The sequence below is a fragment of the Cupriavidus basilensis OR16 genome (assembly GCF_000243095.1).
Classification (GTDB): domain Bacteria; phylum Pseudomonadota; class Gammaproteobacteria; order Burkholderiales; family Burkholderiaceae; genus Cupriavidus; species Cupriavidus basilensis_D.
Genome location: NZ_AHJE01000020.1, coordinates 104,303 through 120,697 on the forward strand (window position 1 = coordinate 104,303; position 16,395 = coordinate 120,697).

The following is a 16,395-nucleotide window of genomic DNA, read 5'->3' on the forward strand; positions in this document are numbered from 1 at the left end:
ATGAACCTCGTCACCCTGCTCTACCTGCTCGCCTCGGTCTGCTTCATCCAGGCGTTGAAGGGCCTGTCGCACCCCAGTTCCGCGCGGCGCGGCAACGCCTTCGGCATGATCGGCATGGCCATCGCCGCGGTGACCACGCTGGTGCTGATCGTCAAGCTGAAGAATGAGTTCCTGGCCATCGGCGCGGGCCAATCGTCGGTCGCCGAAGGCATGGCGCTGATCTTCGGCGCGCTGGTGGTCGGCGGCGGCATCGGCGCCTTCGTGGCCAGGCGGGTCGAAATGACCAAGATGCCCGAGCTGGTAGCCGCCATGCACTCGCTGATCGGTATGGCCGCGGTCTGCATCGCGGTGGCCGTGGTGGCCGAGCCGTCGGCATTCAGCATCACGCCGCCGGGCTCGCACGATATCCCGTTTGGCAACCGCATCGAGCTGTTCATCGGCTGCTTTGTCGGCGCCATCACTTTCTCGGGCTCGGTGATCGCTTTCGGCAAGCTGTCGGGCAAGTACAAGTTCCGCCTGTTCCAGGGTGCGCCGGTGTCGTTCGCCGGGCAGCACCTGCTGAACCTGCTGCTGGCGGTGGCCATGATCGGCTTCGGCATCATCTTCTGCCTGTCGCAGGACTGGATTCCGTTCCTGCTGATGCTAGCGGTCGCCTTCGTGCTGGGCGTGCTGATCATCATCCCGATCGGCGGCGCCGACATGCCGGTGGTGGTGTCGATGCTCAACTCGTACTCGGGCTGGGCGGCGGCGGGCATCGGCTTCTCGCTGAACAACCCGATGCTGATCATCGCCGGCTCGCTGGTGGGATCGAGCGGTGCCATCCTCTCGTACATCATGTGCCGCGCGATGAACCGCTCGTTCTTCAACGTGCTGCTGGGCGGCTTTGGCGGCGCGCCCGCCGCGGCCGCTGCCGGCGGCCAGGCGCAGCGCAACGTCAAGTCCGGCTCGGCCGACGATGCCGCCTTCCTGATGGGCAACGCGGAAACCGTGATCATCGTCCCGGGCTACGGCCTGGCGGTGGCGCGCGCGCAGCATGCACTGAAGGAACTGACCGAGAAGCTGGTCGAGAAAGGGGTGACGGTGAAGTACGCCATCCACCCGGTAGCGGGCCGCATGCCGGGCCACATGAACGTGCTGCTGGCCGAGGCCGAGGTGCCTTACGACCAGGTCTTCGAAATGGAAGACATCAACAGCGAGTTCGGCCAGGCCGACGTGGTGCTGGTGCTGGGCGCCAACGACGTGGTCAACCCCGCCGCCAAGACCGACCCCAACTCGCCGATTGCCGGCATGCCGATCCTGGAAGCCTACAAGGCCAAGACCATCATCGTGAACAAGCGTTCGATGGCCGCGGGCTACGCGGGCCTGGACAACGAGCTGTTCTACATGGACAAGACCATGATGGTGTTCGGCGACGCCAAGAAAGTGGTGGAAGACATGGGCAAGGCGGTCGAGTAGGCACGCAGAAGGTACTGGATACGGGCAGCCAGCCGTATCCGCTGCCACGAAAAGCGCGACATTGTCGCGCTTTTTTCTTGCCCCGCTGCGGCCCGGTTGCGCGAGAGCGCGAGCGCGCTATACTGGTTTCCGGTCACCGGTCATGGCACGCGCCGGTCATCCAAACAGGGCCAGGTGTAGTCCAGCGCGGTGGGCCGCTCCGAACCGATCCGTCCGCTGGCCTTGCCGCGCCGGATCCCCAGCCGCGCCAAATCACCCGCCCGAAGTGTCTGCCGACACCGGAGCTGAACGCAACATGACATTCAACCCCCAGGACAGGAATCTGTCGGTCTTCCATCACCCGATCCTCACGGTGCTGGTCGACGACAGCAAATCGTTCATCGACAGCCTGGCGTTCCAGATGGATCCGTCGCGGCCGGTGGTCACGTTCACCGATCCCCGCGAAGCCCTGCAATGGATCCGCGAGACCTACACCACACGCTCGACAGGCTTCCTGCCCGTGCGGGTCACGCACGACGACCTGACCTTCCTGACCGAGCGGCGCACCGTGCAGCTCGATATCGACCGCATCTACCGGCAAATCCACGACTACAACCGCTTTGTGCAGCCGGGCGTGATCGTGGTGGATTACTCGATGCCGCAGATGAACGGGCTGGAGTTCTGCCAGGCCCTGCAGGACCTGCCGTGCAAGACCATCCTGCTGACCGGCACCGCCGACGAAGGCATTGCCGTGCAGGGTTTCAACCACGGGCTGATCGACCGCTACGTGAAGAAGCACGACAGCAACATGGTGGAGCGGCTGGACCAGGAGATCGACGCGCTCCAGCAGCAGTACTTCGCCACCCTGTCGCGCACGCTGCGCGACCTGCTGACGCGCCACTCGTTTTCGTTCCTGTCGGATCCGGCGATCTGCGAGCGGGTGCGCCAGGTCACTGCGCGCTACGGCTTTGTCGAGTACTACCTCTACCCCAACCCGGCCGGCATCCTGATGCTGACGGCGCAGGGCCAGGCCACGCTGATGGTGATCGAGACGCGCGCCGGCCTGATCAACCAGGTGGAATCCGCGGAGGCCTACGATGCACCGGCGGCCCTGATCGAGGGACTGCGCGAGGGCCGCATCGTGCCCTTCTTCTGGCCGGGCAATGGCATGTACACGCCCGCCTGCATCGACTGGGAGCAATATTGCCTGCCGGCCGAGCACTGCGTAGGACGTGAGGATTACTTCTACGCGCTGTTCGACCTGCCGCGCCATTTGCTGCAGGAGCCGGTGGTCAGCTTCCAGGGTTTCCTGGATGATTTTGCCCGCCACCCGGAACGGGTCACCGGGCGCGCAGCGCGCTAAGCCACGCAGCGCAGGAGAGGCTCGCTCTCCTGCGCGCGCGCCATCAGGCCGAAGGTTGCGCCGATGCGTTGCGGTTGCCGCCTCGCACCATGTCGAATCGGAACAGCCGGCACTCGATATTGCCGTTGTAAAGCGGCGTGCGGCGCGACTCCTTGAGCCGCAGCCGGCGCGGCAGCGTCAGGTCGCCCGTGAACACCCATGCCTGCCAGCCCGCGAAATGCTGCTTGAGCGTGGTGGCAAAGGCGCTGGCAAACTGGTTGGCGGCTTCGTCGTCGATCTCGTCGACCGGCGCTTCGTCCATCGGCCGGCGGCGTTCGCCTCGCACGGCAATCCGCTCGCCGTACGGCGGGTTCATCAGCATCAGGCCGGGTGCCGCGAACGGCGGCTGCGCAAAACGCGCATCCACCTGCTTGAGCCGCACTTCGCCGGGCAAGCCCGCGCGCTCCCAGTTGGCTTGCGACATCGACAGCAGGTCGGTGGAAATATCGCTGCCAGCGAGTTCCAGGGGCTCGGACGCAACACGCTTGCGCGCGGCCTCCTCATCGTCCCGCGCGGCGGCCTTGAGCGCATTCCACGTTTTGTTGTCGGCGCCCTTCAGTCGCTCGAAGCCAAAGCTGCGGTTCGCGCCGGGCGCCAGGCCAAGGGCCACCTGGGCCGCTTCCACCAGGAAGGTGCCGCTGCCGCACATCGGATCGTAGAACGGGCGTTCGGTCTGGCCTGGCACCCAGCCGGCCAGGCGCAGGATGCCGGCAGCCAGGTTTTCCTTCAGCGGCGCCTCGCCTTTCTCCAGGCGCCAGCCCCGCTTGAACAGCGGCTCGCCCGAGGTGTCGAGGTAGAGCGTGCAATCGTGCTCGGTCAGGTGGGCATAAATCCGCACATCCGGATTCACCGTATCGACGCTGGGGCGCTCGCCCGAGCGCTCGCGCATGGCGTCGCAAACACCGTCCTTGATACGCAGCGCGATGAAATTCAGGCTCTGCAGCGGCGAGCGATGCGACGTGACATCCACCCGGAGCGTCTCATCCGGCGTGAACCAATGATCCCAGCGCTGGGCGCGCACCAGGTCATAGATGTCGTCTTCGCGGCGGTAGCCACGGTTGGCAACCCGCATCAGCACCCGGCTGGCAATGCGCGAGTGCAGGTTGACCACATAGGCCGCGGCCATCTCGCCCGAGAAAGTGACGCCACCGGGCATTTCGCGGTGGACCTGGATCGGCGCGAGCTTGGCCAGGCCGGGCCGGGCTGCGATCTCGTGCAACTCTTCGGCAAGTGCGCTCTCGAGGCCGCGCGGGCAGGAGGCAAAAAAGGCTTGGGACATGGCTTGGGAATTCCTGCAAACAAAAACGTCCGCCGTAGCGGACGGGGTCGGATAGCGCGCAGTGTACCGCGCTCCGGGGCTTCAGCCCGCCGCGAGCGCGCGATCCAGGAAGTCCAGGCGGTCCTGGCCCCAGAAAGGCTGGCCGTCAAAGACGTACCACGGCGCGCCGAACGCGCCGACGGAGACGGCGTCCTGCGTGTGCTGCGTATAGGCGGCCTGCACGGCCTGCGCGTCGCTCGCCTTGAGCAGCGCGGCGCCTTCCAGGCCGATGCTGTCGGCCAGCTGCGCCAGCGTAGCGGTGTCGGCGATGTTGCGTTGCTCGGCCCACAGGGCACGGCCAATGGCACCGACCAGCTCCATCGCGCGGGCAGTGCCATGCGCCAGCTGCACGGCAATGATCAGCTTGCTGGCGGCGTCGCCGGAGACCGGAAAGAAGGTCGGCTGCGGATTGAGCGGCAGGCCAAGGAACTCGCTCCAGCGGGCCAGCTCAACCAGCCGGTAGGCCTGGCGCTGCGGCGGACGCTGCGCCAGCGGCAAACCACCCGAAACGGAGAACACGCGGCCCAGATCGCAGGGCTTGAGATTGACTTGCACGCCATGCTTGGCCGCAATCGCGGTGAAGCGTTCGTGGCCAAGGTAGACGAAAGGCGATTGCGGAGTGAGGTAGTAGTCGACCTGCTTGCTCATCATGTCCTCTGGACGGGGGTGGGGCGAGACAACGGCTTAAAACGAATTAAATACGATACGAGAAAAAACCAAAACCCGGCGGACTGCGAAGGCGACGCGCGCGGTTGCCGGCCAGCGCTCGTCAGAACGGCTTGACCACCACCAGGACCACCACCGCCAGCAGCACCAGCACCGGCAACTCGTTGAACCAGCGATAGAAGGTGTGCGAGCGCGTATTGCGCCCGCCCTCGAACTTCTTGAGCAGCACGCCGCAGCCATGGTGATAGCCGATCAGCACCAGCACCAGCGCCAGCTTGGCATGCATCCAGCCCTGCCCCGGACCGCGCCCGATGCCGTAGCCGATATACAGCCACAGCCCGAACACCAGCGCCGGCACCGCCAGCATGGTCATGAAGCGGTAGAGCTTGCGCGCCATCAGCAGCAGGCGCTGCACGCTGGCCGGCTCACGCTCCATGGCGAGATTGACAAAGATGCGGGGCAGGTAGAACAGGCCAGCGAACCAGGAGACGACGAAGACGATGTGCAGCGCTTTGACCCAGAGCATCTGGCCCTTTTTCTAATTGGGTTCCCGTGGGAACGGTGGGAACGGTGGGAACGGTGGGGATGCGCAGCGGGATGCGGCCCGCCCGCTCGTTCAGGTACGGATCTCGCCGTGGCCGAACACCACGTACTTCAGCGAGGTCAGCCCTTCCAGCCCGACCGGGCCGCGCGCGTGCAGCTTGTCGTTGGAGATGCCGATCTCGGCGCCCAGGCCATACTCGAAGCCATCGGCAAAGCGCGTCGACGCATTGATCATCACGCTGGCCGAATCGACCTCGCGCAGGAAGCGCATGCCGGTGGTGTAGTTCTCGGTGATGATGGAATCGGTATGCGCCGAGCCGTAGGTGTTGATGTGCTCGATGGCCTCGTCCAGCCCGGCCACGGTGCGGATCGCCAGCACCGGCGCCAGGTACTCGAGCCGCCAGTCTTCTTCGGTGGCGTCGACCAGGCCGGTGAAGCCTGCGGCTTCCAGCGTGGCGCGGGTGGCGGCGCACACGCGCAGCTCCACGCCCTTTTCCTGGTAGATGCGGCACAGCGGCGGCAACGCCGCGGCGGCGGCAGCGCGCGCGACCAGCAGCGTTTCCATGGTGTTGCAGGGCGCGTAGCGCTGGGTCTTGGCGTTGTCGGCAACGCGCACGGCCTTGTCCAGGTCCGCGTCGACATCGATATAGACGTGGCAGATGCCGTCCAGGTGCTTGATCATGGGCACCCGCGCTTCTTCCATCAGGCGCGCGATCAGGCTCTTGCCGCCACGCGGCACGATCACGTCGACGTATTCGGTCATGGTGATGAGACGGCCAACCGCGGCGCGGTCGGTGGTCGAGATCACCTGCACCGCTTCGGGCGGCAGGCCGGCGGCGGCCAGGCCCTCGGCCACCAGGGCGGCCAGCGCGGTGTTGGAATCGATCGCCTCGGAGCCGCCGCGCAGGATGGTGGCGTTGCCCGACTTCAGGCACAGCGCGGCCGCATCGATGGTCACATTGGGACGCGATTCGTAGATGATGCCGATGACACCCAGCGGCACCCGCATCTGGCCCACCTGGATGCCGGTGGGACGGAATTTCATGTTGCTGATCTCGCCGATCGGGTCCGCCAGCGCGGCGATCTGCTCCAGGCCGGCGGCCATGGTGTCGATGGCCTTGTCCGAGAGCGTCAGGCGGTCGATGAAAGCGGCATCCTGGCCGTTGGCGCGGGCGCGCTCCACATCGCCGGCGTTCACGGTCTTCAGGTGCGCGGCGTCGCGGCGGATGGCGGCGGCGATGGTCAGCAGCGCGCGGTTCTTGTCGGCGGTGGAGGCGCGCGCCATGGCGCGGGAGGCGGCGCGGGCCTGCTGGCCGACGCGGTCCATGTACTGCTTGAGATCGAGCTCGTTCATATTCCTGGCCAGGGGACCCGGCCCTCAATGCTTGGTTTCTTGTCGGCTACGGCTGGCAATGCGGGCAGTGCAGGCCTGGCCATCGAGCGCCAATGACTGCGCCACCGCGCTTACCGGGCGATGGTCAGCGCCAGTTGCAGCAGGCCATCCCAGGGTTCGGCCGGCATGCCCTCGGCGCGCAGGCCCTTGACCTGCCGGTCCAACTTGGCGGCCATGCCCAGCGCGGCTTCCAGCTGCGCCAGCGAGAGGCGCTGCGCGGCCTGCGGTACCAGCTTTTCGCGTGCGCCCCAGATACGCAGCTCGCGCGTCAGGACGCCGATCTGCTTGCCCGCCGCCAGCCCTTGCCGGACCTTGGATAATACGCGAATTTCCTCGGTCAGCGCCCACAGCACCAGCACCGTGGCCTCGCCCTCCCCGCGCAGCCCTTCGAGCATGCGCACCAGGCGCGGCACGTCGCCGGCGAGCATGGCTTCGGAGAGCTTGAAGACGTCGTAGCGGGCCACGTTGAGCACCGCATCGTGCACCTGCTCGAAGGTCAGCGGGCCTGCGGGGTAGAGCAGCCCCAGCTTCTGGATTTCCTGATGGGCGGCCAGCAGGTTGCCTTCGACCTTGTCGGCGATGAACTGCAGCGCGCGCCGGCCCGGCTCGCCGGGCTCAACCCGCTGCTGCTGCAGCGCCAGCCGCTCGCCGACCCAGGCCGGCAGCCGGGTGCGGTCGACGGAATCGACCTTGATCGACACGCCCGCGGTGTCCAGCGCCTGGAACCAGGCCGACTTGGCGGTGGCGAAGTCCAGCCGCGGCAGCGTGATGAACATAACCACGTCCGGCGAAGGCTGGGCGGCCACCGCGCGCAGCGCCTCGCCGCCGTCCTTGCCGGGCTTGCCGGAGGGAATCCGCAGCTCGACGATCTTGCGGTCGCCGAACAGCGACATCGATTGCTGCGCCTGGACCACATGGCCCCAATTGAAGCCACGCTCGGAAGACAACACCTCGCGCTCCGTGAAGCCGGACTCGCGCGCGGCCTGGCGCAGGCGGTCAACCGCCTCGAGCACCAGCAGGTGCTCATCGCCATGCACCACGTAGAGCGGCGCGAGGCCGCGTCCCTTGGCCTGGCGCAGGTGCGCTTCGAGTCCGTCGAGCTTGAGCTGCATGCCGTGCGCTTCTTTCCTGTGTCCTTGCCGTGTGAGCTTCCCGGGCGGCGCTCTTCGCGCCGCTCAGATCGCCTTGACCGCGCTCAGCCGGCGAATCAGCTGTTGCACGATGTCGCGCTGCATATCGCGATAGAGCTGCTGCTCTTCGTAATCCTTGGCCAGCGTATTGGCTTCGTTGTAGGTCAGGTCACGCGTAAGCACCAGTTGCGATATGGTGCGATCAGTTCCTGGCCGCCGGCATCGCGCAGGCGGAAGGTGAAGCGCTGCGTCAGGCGGTACTCGCGCACCACGCCGGTGGTGGTGATCGACAGCACCGTCTTGGTACGCGTGTCCTGCAGCACATCGAGCAGGGCATCCGCCTCTTTCGGGTCGGTCACGATCTGCGTGTCCGAGCCGTTGCGGATGGCGCGGCGCAGATCGGCGCCCATCAGCGTATTGGGCGGAATGCTCATGTACAGCCGCTTGAACGCGAAGTCCGCGTTGCCGCGCATGTGAAACCCGCAGCCGCCCAGCAGGCCGGCCAGCAGCAGCGTGGCCAGGACCTTGCGGCGGCCCTGCAGCGGTCGATCCAGCTTCTGTCCATCCATACGGGCAGCTCCCCTTGTTGGCTTGCCTGGCGCTCGTCAGAGCACCAAGTTAAAGAACCACGTTGACGAGGCGGCCCGGGACCACCACGATCTTCTTCGGCGCGGCGCCGTCGGCAAACTTGGCAACGATCTCGCTGGCAGCCGCCATGGCCTCGATGGCCGCGCGGTCGGCACCGGCCGGCACCTTCAGGCTGCCACGCACCTTGCCGTTGACCTGCAGCACGAGATCCAGCTCGCTTTGCACCAGCGCGGCTTCATCCACCTGCGGCCAGGCCGCGTCGAGCAGGTCGCCATACTGCGTGGCGTAACCAAGCTCCTGCCACAAGCCGTGGGTGACGTGCGGCACCACCGGGTACAGCACGCGCAGCAGAATGCCCATGCCCTCGCGGCGCGCGGCGGGCGTAGCCTGCTTGGCGTCTTCCAGCGCGTTGAGCATCTTCATGGTGGCGGACACCACGGTGTTGTACTGGATGCGCTGGTAGTCGTAGTTAGCCTGCTTGAGCACGCTGTGGATCTCGCGGCGCAGTGCGGCATCGGCGTCGCCGGATAGCTTGCCATTGCCCGCCGCGGCAATCGCCTCGGCGTTGGCATAGCCGTAGTTCCACACCCGGCGCAGGAAGCGCGAAGCGCCCTCCACGCCCGAGCCGCTCCACTCGAGCTGCTGCTCGGGCGGCGCGGCGAACATGACGAACAAGCGCGCGGTGTCGGCGCCGTACTGGTCGATCAGGGCCTGCGGGTCGATGCCGTTGTTCTTGGACTTCGACATCTTCTCCACGCCGCCGATCACCACCGGCTGGCCATCGGCCTTGAGCACGGCGCCCAGCGGGCGGCCGCGTTCATCGGTGCTGACGTCGACTTCGGCCGGGTTGTACCAGGTCTTCTTGCCGGCCGCGTCCTCGCGGTAGTAGGTGTCGTTGAGCACCATGCCCTGCGTGAGCAGGTTCGAGAACGGCTCGTTGAAGGTGACCAGGCCCATGTCGCGCATGACCTTGGTCCAGAAGCGGGCGTACAGCAGGTGGAGGATCGCGTGCTCGATGCCGCCGATGTACTGGTCCATCGGCATCCAGTAGTCGTTGCGGGCGTCGACCATGGTGGTCGCATCCGGGCAGGTATAGCGCATGTAATACCAGCACGAATCGATGAAGGTATCCATGGTGTCGGTCTCGCGGCGCGCCGGCTTGCCGCACGACGGGCAAGTGCACGCGAGGAAACGCGGATCCTTGGCCAGCGGGTTGCCAGTGCCGTCCGGCACCAGGTCTTCCGGCAGCACCACCGGCAGGTCCTGCTCGGGCACCGGCACCACGCCGCAGGCCTCGCAGTGGATCAACGGGATCGGCGTGCCCCAGTAGCGCTGGCGCGAGATGCCCCAGTCGCGCAGGCGCCAGGTGATCTTCTTCTCGCCCAGGCCCTGGGCGCCCAGATCCGCGGCGATGGCTTCCACCGCGGCCTGGTAGGCCAGGCCGTCGTACTTGCCGCTATGGATGCAGGTGCCGTGCTCCTTGTCGCCGTACCATTCCTGCCAGGCTTCGGTGGAGAACGGCTGGCCCTTCACGTCGACCACTTGCTTGATCGGCAGGCCGTATTTGTTGGCAAAGGCAAAGTCGCGCTCGTCGTGCGCCGGCACGCCCATCACGGCGCCGTCGCCGTAGCTCATCAGCACATAGTTGCCAACCCACACCTCGACCTGCTCGCCGGTGATGGGATGCACCACCTTCAGGCCGGTGGGCATGCCCTTCTTTTCCATGGTCGCCATATCGGCTTCCATCACCGAGCCGTGCTTGCACTCGTTGATGAAGGCGGCCAGCTCAGGATTGGTGGCGGCGGCATGGGTGGCCAGCGGGTGCTCGGCGGCGACCGCACAGAAGGTGACGCCCATGATGGTGTCGGCGCGCGTCGTGAACACGTACAGCTTGCCGTCGCCGATCAGCTTGCCTTCGTCGCCGGCGATGGCATGCGGGAACGCGAAGCGCACACCCACGCTCTTGCCGATCCAGTTCTGCTGCATGATCTTGACGCGCTCGGGCCAGCCCAGGCCGTCGAGGTCGCCAAGCAGTTCCTCGGCGTAGTCGGTGATGCGCAGGTAGTACATCGGGATCTCGCGCTTTTCGACCAGCGCGCCCGAGCGCCAGCCGCGCCCGTCGATGACCTGCTCATTGGCCAGCACGGTCTGGTCGACCGGATCCCAGTTCACCGTGCCGGTCTTGCGGTAGGCGATGCCCTTTTCCAGCATCTTGAGGAACAGCCACTGGTTCCAGCGGTAGTAGTCCGGGCTGCAGGTGGCGACTTCGCGCGACCAGTCGATGGCCAGGCCCATCGACTGCATCTGCCGCTTCATCTCGGCGATGTTGTTGTAGGTCCAGGCCGCCGGCGCCACGCCATTGTTGAGCGCGGCGTTTTCCGCCGGCATGCCGAACGCGTCCCAGCCCATCGGCATCAGCACGTTGTGCCCGTTCATGCGCAGATGGCGCGCCATCATGTCATTGATGGTGTAGTTGCGCACGTGGCCCATATGCAGCTTGCCCGACGGGTAAGGCAGCATCGAGCAGGCATAGAACTTGGGCTTCTCGCTGCCGTCCGCCAGCTTCGCCTCTTCCGATACGCGGTAGGCATCGATGGCGTGCCAGTGTTGCTGGGCGGCTTGTTCAACGGCTGAGGGAAGGTATTTGTCTTGCATGTTCAGGACAACGGCGCGGTGCGTCGGCGTGCGAAAGGCGTGGAAAAGATAAGCGGCGGGCAAGCCTTGCGGCGCCCGCCTGCGCTGGAACGGCGAAAGTGCCGATTATAACCGTCGGCACTTGCGGCGCAGGGCCTGCCGGGGCCTTACTTCAGGCCGAGCACGTCCTGCATGTCGAACAGCCCGGTGGGCTTGTCGGCGAGGAAGCGCGCCGCGCGCAGCGCGCCCTCGGCATACGACTGGCGGCTGGACGACTTGTGCGTGATCTCGATGCGCTCGCCGGTGCCGGCGAACATCACGGTGTGGTCGCCCACGATATCGCCGCCGCGCACGGTGGCAAAGCCAATGGAATCCGGGTCGCGCGGGCCGGTGTGGCCTTCGCGGGAGAACACGCCGCAGGTCTTGAGATCGCGGCCCAGCGCCTTGGCCACCACCTCGCCCATCGCCAGTGCGGTGCCTGAAGGGGCATCCACCTTATGGCGGTGGTGCGCCTCGATGACTTCGATGTCGTAGCCGGAAGAAAGCAGCTTGGCGGCGACTTCCAGCAGCTTGAACGTGGCGTTGACGCCCACGCTCATATTGGCCGAGAACACCACGGCGATGTGCTTGGCGGCTTCGGCGATGGCGGCACGGCCAGCGTCGTCGAATCCGGTGGTGCCGGTGACCACCTTGACGCCCAGGCGCCTGGCCGCTGCCAGGTGCACCAGCGTGCCCTCGGGCCGGGTGAAGTCGATCAGGCAGTCGGCACCAGCGAGGGCAGCCTCGATATCCGAGGTGATCGCCACGCCAGTGGTGCGGCCCAGCAGCAACCCGGCATCCTGGCCCAGGGCCGGGGCACCCGGCACATCCAGCGCGCCCGACAGGGTGACGCCTTCGGTGGCGAGTACGTGTTCGATCAACATGCGGCCCATGCGGCCGGAGGCACCTGCGATGGCGATATTCATGGCGTGTCAGCAGTCAAAAAACAAGCCGGCCGCATGACGCGGCCGGCATTCAGGCCTGTAGGCTCAGTTGGTCGGGCTGGCGACGGCAGCCGACGATGCGGCCGCTGTCGGCGCTGCGGCAGCTGCATCCGGGGTTGCAACCGGGGCCGCGACCGGGGCTGCAACTGGCGTTGCCGCCGCATCCGAAGCCGCTACAACGGCTTCGGCTGGCGCCTTGGGCGTCGGTGCCTTGCCCAATTGCATGGCCTTCATGCCGTCGATTTCGGCAATCAGCTCGTATTCGGACGGCAACTCGTCGCCGCCGAACTTGACCAGCTTGTCGCCGTCGAAGAACACGGTATAGCGGCGCTGCTGCACCACGGGCGTATTGCCGCGGCGGAAAGAGAACACGTAGTCCCAGCGATTGCCATGGAACACGTCGGCCAGCAGCGGCGTGCCGAGCAGGAACTTGACCTGCTCGCGCGTCATGCCTTCACGCAACTGGGCGGCGGCTTCACGCGAGACGAAGTTGCCTTGCACGATGTTGATACGGTACGGCGTGATCGCGTTGGCGACCTTGCGTGACGTATTGTCATAGGCGGAGCACGCTGCCGTTAGCAGGGTAGCGGCAGCCAGCACAGTAGTAACCAGCGTCGGACGCATGGCGGACGAACGAAATGAACGCATGTATCTCGCTTCTAGAAGGGAGAGAAAAGTGCCGATTCAGGCCCTCGCGGTGTTTGCCGCGAGGCGGCGGCGGCGATGGATCATCGCGAGCGCAGCCTAGGGCAGGTGGCCGAGCCCCGGGCAACCGCCGGGGCGACTTTTGCCGCCAAAACCCTTATGATTCAATTATCCAGACATTGTACTCTAGGGAGTCACGCCCATGCCGAGTCCGGCGGACCTCAAAAACATCGGTCTTAAAGCGACCGTACCGCGTCTGAAGATCCTCGAGATCTTCCAGACCAGCGCGCAGCGTCACCTCAGCGCTGAAGATGTTTACCGCATCCTGCTCAACGAACAAATGGATATCGGCCTCGCCACCGTCTATCGCGTGCTGACCCAGTTCGAGCAGGCTGGGCTGCTGTCGCGCAACAACTTCGAATCCGGCAAAGCCATTTTCGAGCTGAATGAAGGCAAGCACCACGACCATCTGGTCTGCATCGATTGCGGCCGCGTGGAGGAATTCTACGACTCCGAGATCGAGCGCCGCCAGCAGAGCATCGCGCTGGAGCGCGGCTTCGCGCTGCAGGAACACGCGTTGTCACTCTATGGCAGCTGCACCAAGCACGAATGCCCTCACAGGGCCAAGCGCTAAGCCATGCGCGGTTAGCCCGCACATAAAAAAACCGGCGCCAGCGCCGGTTTTTTTTATTTCAAGCCTGCCTCACGATTCCATCTGATCCTGCTCGGCAACGATGTGCAGGCCGCGCGCAGCCGCCGGCACGCCGACGAATTCGCCCACGACCTGGCGGAACAGCCCGCGCGCCCACACCAGCATCGGGTGGGTGTTGCGGCTGCGGTGCCAGAACATGTTCAGGCCCAGCGTGGTATTGAGCTCCGCCGGCAAGGGGAAAGCCTTGAGACCATAGGTTTCGCAAGCCATGTCCTTGGTCAGCGCATTGACCGTGAAGATCATGTCGGTCTGCGCGGCCAGTTCGGACTGCGCGCGCCAGGAATGCACCGTCAGCGTGGCATTGCGCTTGAGGCCGCGCTGCTGCAAGGCATAGTCCAGCGGGATCAGCGACGGTGCCGGACGGCCATTACCGCCCGAATGCGCCATGAAGATGTGGCCGCAGTCGAGATACTGCTCCAGCGTGCAGGTGCCCTTGAGCACCGGATGATTCTTTCGCGCGCAAACCCAGAGGTTGAGCGACGTAACCATCTCTTCCACGATTTCGGGATGCCGGGTCGGGAACGGCGAGAACGCCAGGTCCAGTTCGTTGCCACGCATGGCGGCGACATCCGACTCCCAGGAGTGGGATTCGACCAGCTTGATATGCAACTCCGGCGCGAGTTGCTTGATGCGCAGGATAAACCGATTGAAGACCGTATCGCCCAGCTCGGCGGCAAAGCCGATGTTGAGGGTGCCGGTTGCCACGGCGGGATCGAAGTTATCGGCGTCGCCCTCGTTGATCGAGGACCACAGGTCCAGCATGTCGCGAATCTTCGGCCCCAGCTCCAGGGCTCGCGGCGTCGGCGTCAGGCCGTGCGGCACGCGGATGAAGAGGGGATCGTCGAAAATCTCGCGCAGGCGGCCCAGCGAGTGCGAAACCGCAGGTGCGGTCATATGCATTTTTTCCGCGACATAGGTCGCGTTTCGCTTGCTGAGCAACTCGGTAAAAATCACGAGCAGCTTGGTATCCACATTCACCATGATCTCACCCAGGTTAGATTGGGAATTGGGAATGACCGTATCGTCACTTGCATAGGCTGCACATCGGTATTTCCAGCACTTTCACAGTGTAAGAGCAAAGTCGGGAACGGAACAGGAATTCCGCGCCCTCCCCTTGTACCGTGTCGCTCCTTGCCTTTCGCCAGGATCCAGGCGAAAGGCTTGCCTAGGCTGCCGATAGCTGGAGTTGCAGGCAGACGACAAAGCGGCATTCCAGTGAATGCCGCTTTGTTCCGTACGCAATCCAACCTATCGCGGCAAGGTTACTTGGCGACGACGCGAGCCATTTCCAGTACCTTGTTGGAATAGCCCCACTCGTTGTCGTACCAGCTGACGATCTTGACGAAGGTCGAGTCCAGCGCGATGCCGGCTTCGGCGTCGAAAATCGAGGTGCGTGCATCGCCGCGGAAATCCGTGGCAACCACCTTGTCTTCGGTGTAGCCCAGCACGCCCTTGAGCGCGCCCTGGCTCTGTGCCTTCATTTCGGCGCAGATCTCGGCGTAGGTGGCGCCCTTTTCCAGCTCAACGGTCAGGTCGACCACCGACACGTCGGAGGTCGGCACGCGGAACGACATGCCGGTCAGCTTCTTGTTCAGCTCGGGAATCACCACGCCCACGGCCTTGGCCGCGCCAGTGCTCGACGGGATGATGTTTTCCAGGATACCGCGGCCACCGCGCCAGTCCTTGTTGGACGGGCCGTCGACGGTCTTCTGGGTGGCGGTGGTGGCGTGCACGGTGGTCATCAGGCCGCGCTTGATGCCCCACTTGTCGTTCAGCACCTTGGCGACCGGCGCCAGGCAGTTGGTGGTGCAGCTGGCGTTGGAGATGATCGCTTCGCCCTTGTACGTACCGTGGTTCACGCCGTACACGAACATCGGGGTGTCGTCCTTGGACGGGGCCGACATGATGACCTTCTTGGCGCCAGCGTCGATGTGCTTCTGCGCGCCTTCCTTGGTCAGGAAGATGCCGGTGGACTCGATCACCACGTCGGCGCCGATCTCACCCCACTTCAGCTCGGACGGATCCTTGACAGCGGTCAGGCGGATCTTCTTGCCATTGACGATCAGGGTGTTGCCGTCGACCGACACGTCGCCGTCAAAGCGGCCGTGCACCGAGTCGTACTTCAGCATGTAGGCCAGGTAGTCGGGCTCGAGCAGGTCGTTGATGCCGACCACTTCGATTTCCTTGAAGTTGGCGGCGGCTGCGCGGAACACCATGCGCCCGATGCGGCCGAAGCCGTTGATGCCGATCTTGATGGTCATGTTTATCTCCTGAGTAGGCTAACGATCGATGGATGCGGGAAAGCGTCTGCCGGCCCGCGCGGCCAAGTCGACCGCTGCGCGGGCCCGGGAATACCTGTTACTGGCCGAGCGTGTCGCGCACGGTGCGCACGACGTTCTCGACCGTGAAGCCGAAGTGCTTGAACAATACGCCAGCGGGAGCCGATTCGCCGAAGGTGTCGATACCCACCACGGCCTGGACCTGGTACTTCCACCAGAAGTCCGTCACGCCTGCCTCGACCGCCACGCGCGGCACGCCGGCCGGCAGCACCGAAGCCTTGTAGGCGGCGTCCTGCTTGTCGAATACCGTGGTTGCCGGCACCGAGACCACGCGCACGTGCACGCCATCAGCGGCCAGTTGGTCGGCGGCGCCCACGGCCAGGCCGACTTCCGAGCCAGTGGCGAGGATCACCGCGTCCGGACGGCCCGTCTTGGCGTTGGTGCCGTCGCGCAACACATAGCCGCCGCGCGCGATATTGGCGCGGGTGGTGTCGTCACGCTTCTGGAACGGCAAGTTCTGGCGGCTGAAGATCAGGCAGCTCGGGCCGTTCTCGCGGCGCACGGCCTGGGCCCAGGCCACCGCGGTCTCGGTGGTATCGGCAGTACGCCACACGTCCATGTTGGGGATCAGGCGCAGGCTGGCAACGTGCTCGATCGACTGGTGGGTC

At 65.3% G+C, this 16,395-nt stretch carries 14 protein-coding genes and 1 pseudogene; 3 read left to right on the forward strand and 12 right to left on the reverse strand.

The window, feature by feature from the left end; translation table 11 throughout:
• Nucleotides 1–1,455 carry an NAD(P)(+) transhydrogenase (Re/Si-specific) subunit beta gene (locus OR16_RS08700; RefSeq protein WP_050982920.1) on the forward strand — a complete coding sequence of 485 codons (1,455 nt, stop codon included), beginning with the start codon at nucleotides 1–3 and terminating at the stop codon, nucleotides 1,453–1,455.
• A 295-nt stretch (nucleotides 1,456–1,750) separates the two neighbouring features.
• Nucleotides 1,751–2,797 (forward strand): response regulator, encoded by a 1,047-nt coding sequence (locus OR16_RS08705; RefSeq protein WP_006157601.1) that lies wholly within the window; start codon nucleotides 1,751–1,753, stop codon nucleotides 2,795–2,797.
• A 43-nt stretch (nucleotides 2,798–2,840) separates the two neighbouring features.
• On the opposite strand, the gene OR16_RS08710 is transcribed toward OR16_RS08705, so the two are convergent.
• The 9 genes and pseudogenes from OR16_RS08710 to OR16_RS08750 all read right to left on the reverse strand — a co-directional run bounded on the left by OR16_RS08710 (nucleotide 2,841) and on the right by OR16_RS08750 (nucleotide 12,739).
• Complete coding sequence (locus OR16_RS08710) at nucleotides 2,841–4,115, reverse strand: THUMP domain-containing class I SAM-dependent RNA methyltransferase (RefSeq protein ID WP_006157602.1); 1,275 nt, start codon at nucleotides 4,113–4,115, stop codon at nucleotides 2,841–2,843.
• Between the two features lie 81 nt (nucleotides 4,116–4,196).
• Nucleotides 4,197–4,802 (reverse strand): 2-hydroxychromene-2-carboxylate isomerase, encoded by a 606-nt coding sequence (locus OR16_RS08715; RefSeq protein ID WP_006157603.1) that lies wholly within the window; start codon nucleotides 4,800–4,802, stop codon nucleotides 4,197–4,199.
• Between the two features lie 121 nt (nucleotides 4,803–4,923).
• Complete coding sequence (locus tag OR16_RS08720) at nucleotides 4,924–5,346, reverse strand: CopD family protein (protein ID WP_006157604.1); 423 nt, start codon at nucleotides 5,344–5,346, stop codon at nucleotides 4,924–4,926.
• A 90-nt stretch (nucleotides 5,347–5,436) separates the two neighbouring features.
• The gene (locus OR16_RS08725) at nucleotides 5,437–6,717 is read right to left on the reverse strand and encodes a glutamate-5-semialdehyde dehydrogenase (RefSeq protein ID WP_006157605.1); all 1,281 of its coding nucleotides are present in this window, start codon (nucleotides 6,715–6,717) and stop codon (nucleotides 5,437–5,439) included.
• Between the two features lie 110 nt (nucleotides 6,718–6,827).
• Nucleotides 6,828–7,868: a DNA polymerase III subunit delta gene (gene holA / locus OR16_RS08730; protein ID WP_006157606.1), complete on the reverse strand. Its 1,041-nt coding sequence runs from the start codon at nucleotides 7,866–7,868 to the stop codon at nucleotides 6,828–6,830.
• A 63-nt stretch (nucleotides 7,869–7,931) separates the two neighbouring features.
• A pseudogene (gene lptE / locus OR16_RS08735) lies at nucleotides 7,932–8,455 on the reverse strand (LPS assembly lipoprotein LptE).
• A 49-nt stretch (nucleotides 8,456–8,504) separates the two neighbouring features.
• Nucleotides 8,505–11,129 (reverse strand): leucine--tRNA ligase, encoded by a 2,625-nt coding sequence (gene leuS, locus OR16_RS08740; RefSeq protein ID WP_006157607.1) that lies wholly within the window; start codon nucleotides 11,127–11,129, stop codon nucleotides 8,505–8,507.
• 146 nt (nucleotides 11,130–11,275) lie between these two features.
• On the reverse strand, nucleotides 11,276–12,073 hold the full coding sequence (gene dapB / locus OR16_RS08745) for a 4-hydroxy-tetrahydrodipicolinate reductase (protein ID WP_006157608.1): 798 nt from the start codon (nucleotides 12,071–12,073) through the stop codon (nucleotides 11,276–11,278).
• A gap of 63 nt (nucleotides 12,074–12,136) precedes the next feature.
• On the reverse strand, nucleotides 12,137–12,739 hold the full coding sequence (locus tag OR16_RS08750; protein ID WP_043419012.1) for an outer membrane protein assembly factor BamE: 603 nt from the start codon (nucleotides 12,737–12,739) through the stop codon (nucleotides 12,137–12,139).
• Between the two features lie 199 nt (nucleotides 12,740–12,938).
• Here OR16_RS08750 and fur point away from each other — a divergent pair, with 199 nt between their 5' ends.
• Nucleotides 12,939–13,370 carry a ferric iron uptake transcriptional regulator gene (gene fur, locus OR16_RS08755; protein WP_006157610.1) on the forward strand — a complete coding sequence of 144 codons (432 nt, stop codon included), beginning with the start codon at nucleotides 12,939–12,941 and terminating at the stop codon, nucleotides 13,368–13,370.
• Between the two features lie 69 nt (nucleotides 13,371–13,439).
• Here fur and OR16_RS08760 read toward each other — a convergent pair whose 3' ends face one another.
• The 3 genes from OR16_RS08760 to OR16_RS08770 form a co-directional block, all read right to left on the reverse strand.
• Nucleotides 13,440–14,429: a LysR family transcriptional regulator gene (locus tag OR16_RS08760; protein WP_006157611.1), complete on the reverse strand. Its 990-nt coding sequence runs from the start codon at nucleotides 14,427–14,429 to the stop codon at nucleotides 13,440–13,442.
• A gap of 281 nt (nucleotides 14,430–14,710) precedes the next feature.
• Entirely contained in the window at nucleotides 14,711–15,709 is a 999-nt protein-coding gene (gene gap, locus OR16_RS08765; RefSeq protein ID WP_006157612.1) for a type I glyceraldehyde-3-phosphate dehydrogenase, read from the reverse strand.
• 97 nt (nucleotides 15,710–15,806) lie between these two features.
• The coding region (locus tag OR16_RS08770) for a transketolase-like TK C-terminal-containing protein (protein ID WP_006157613.1) at nucleotides 15,807–16,395 on the reverse strand (589 nt) is incomplete at its 5' end.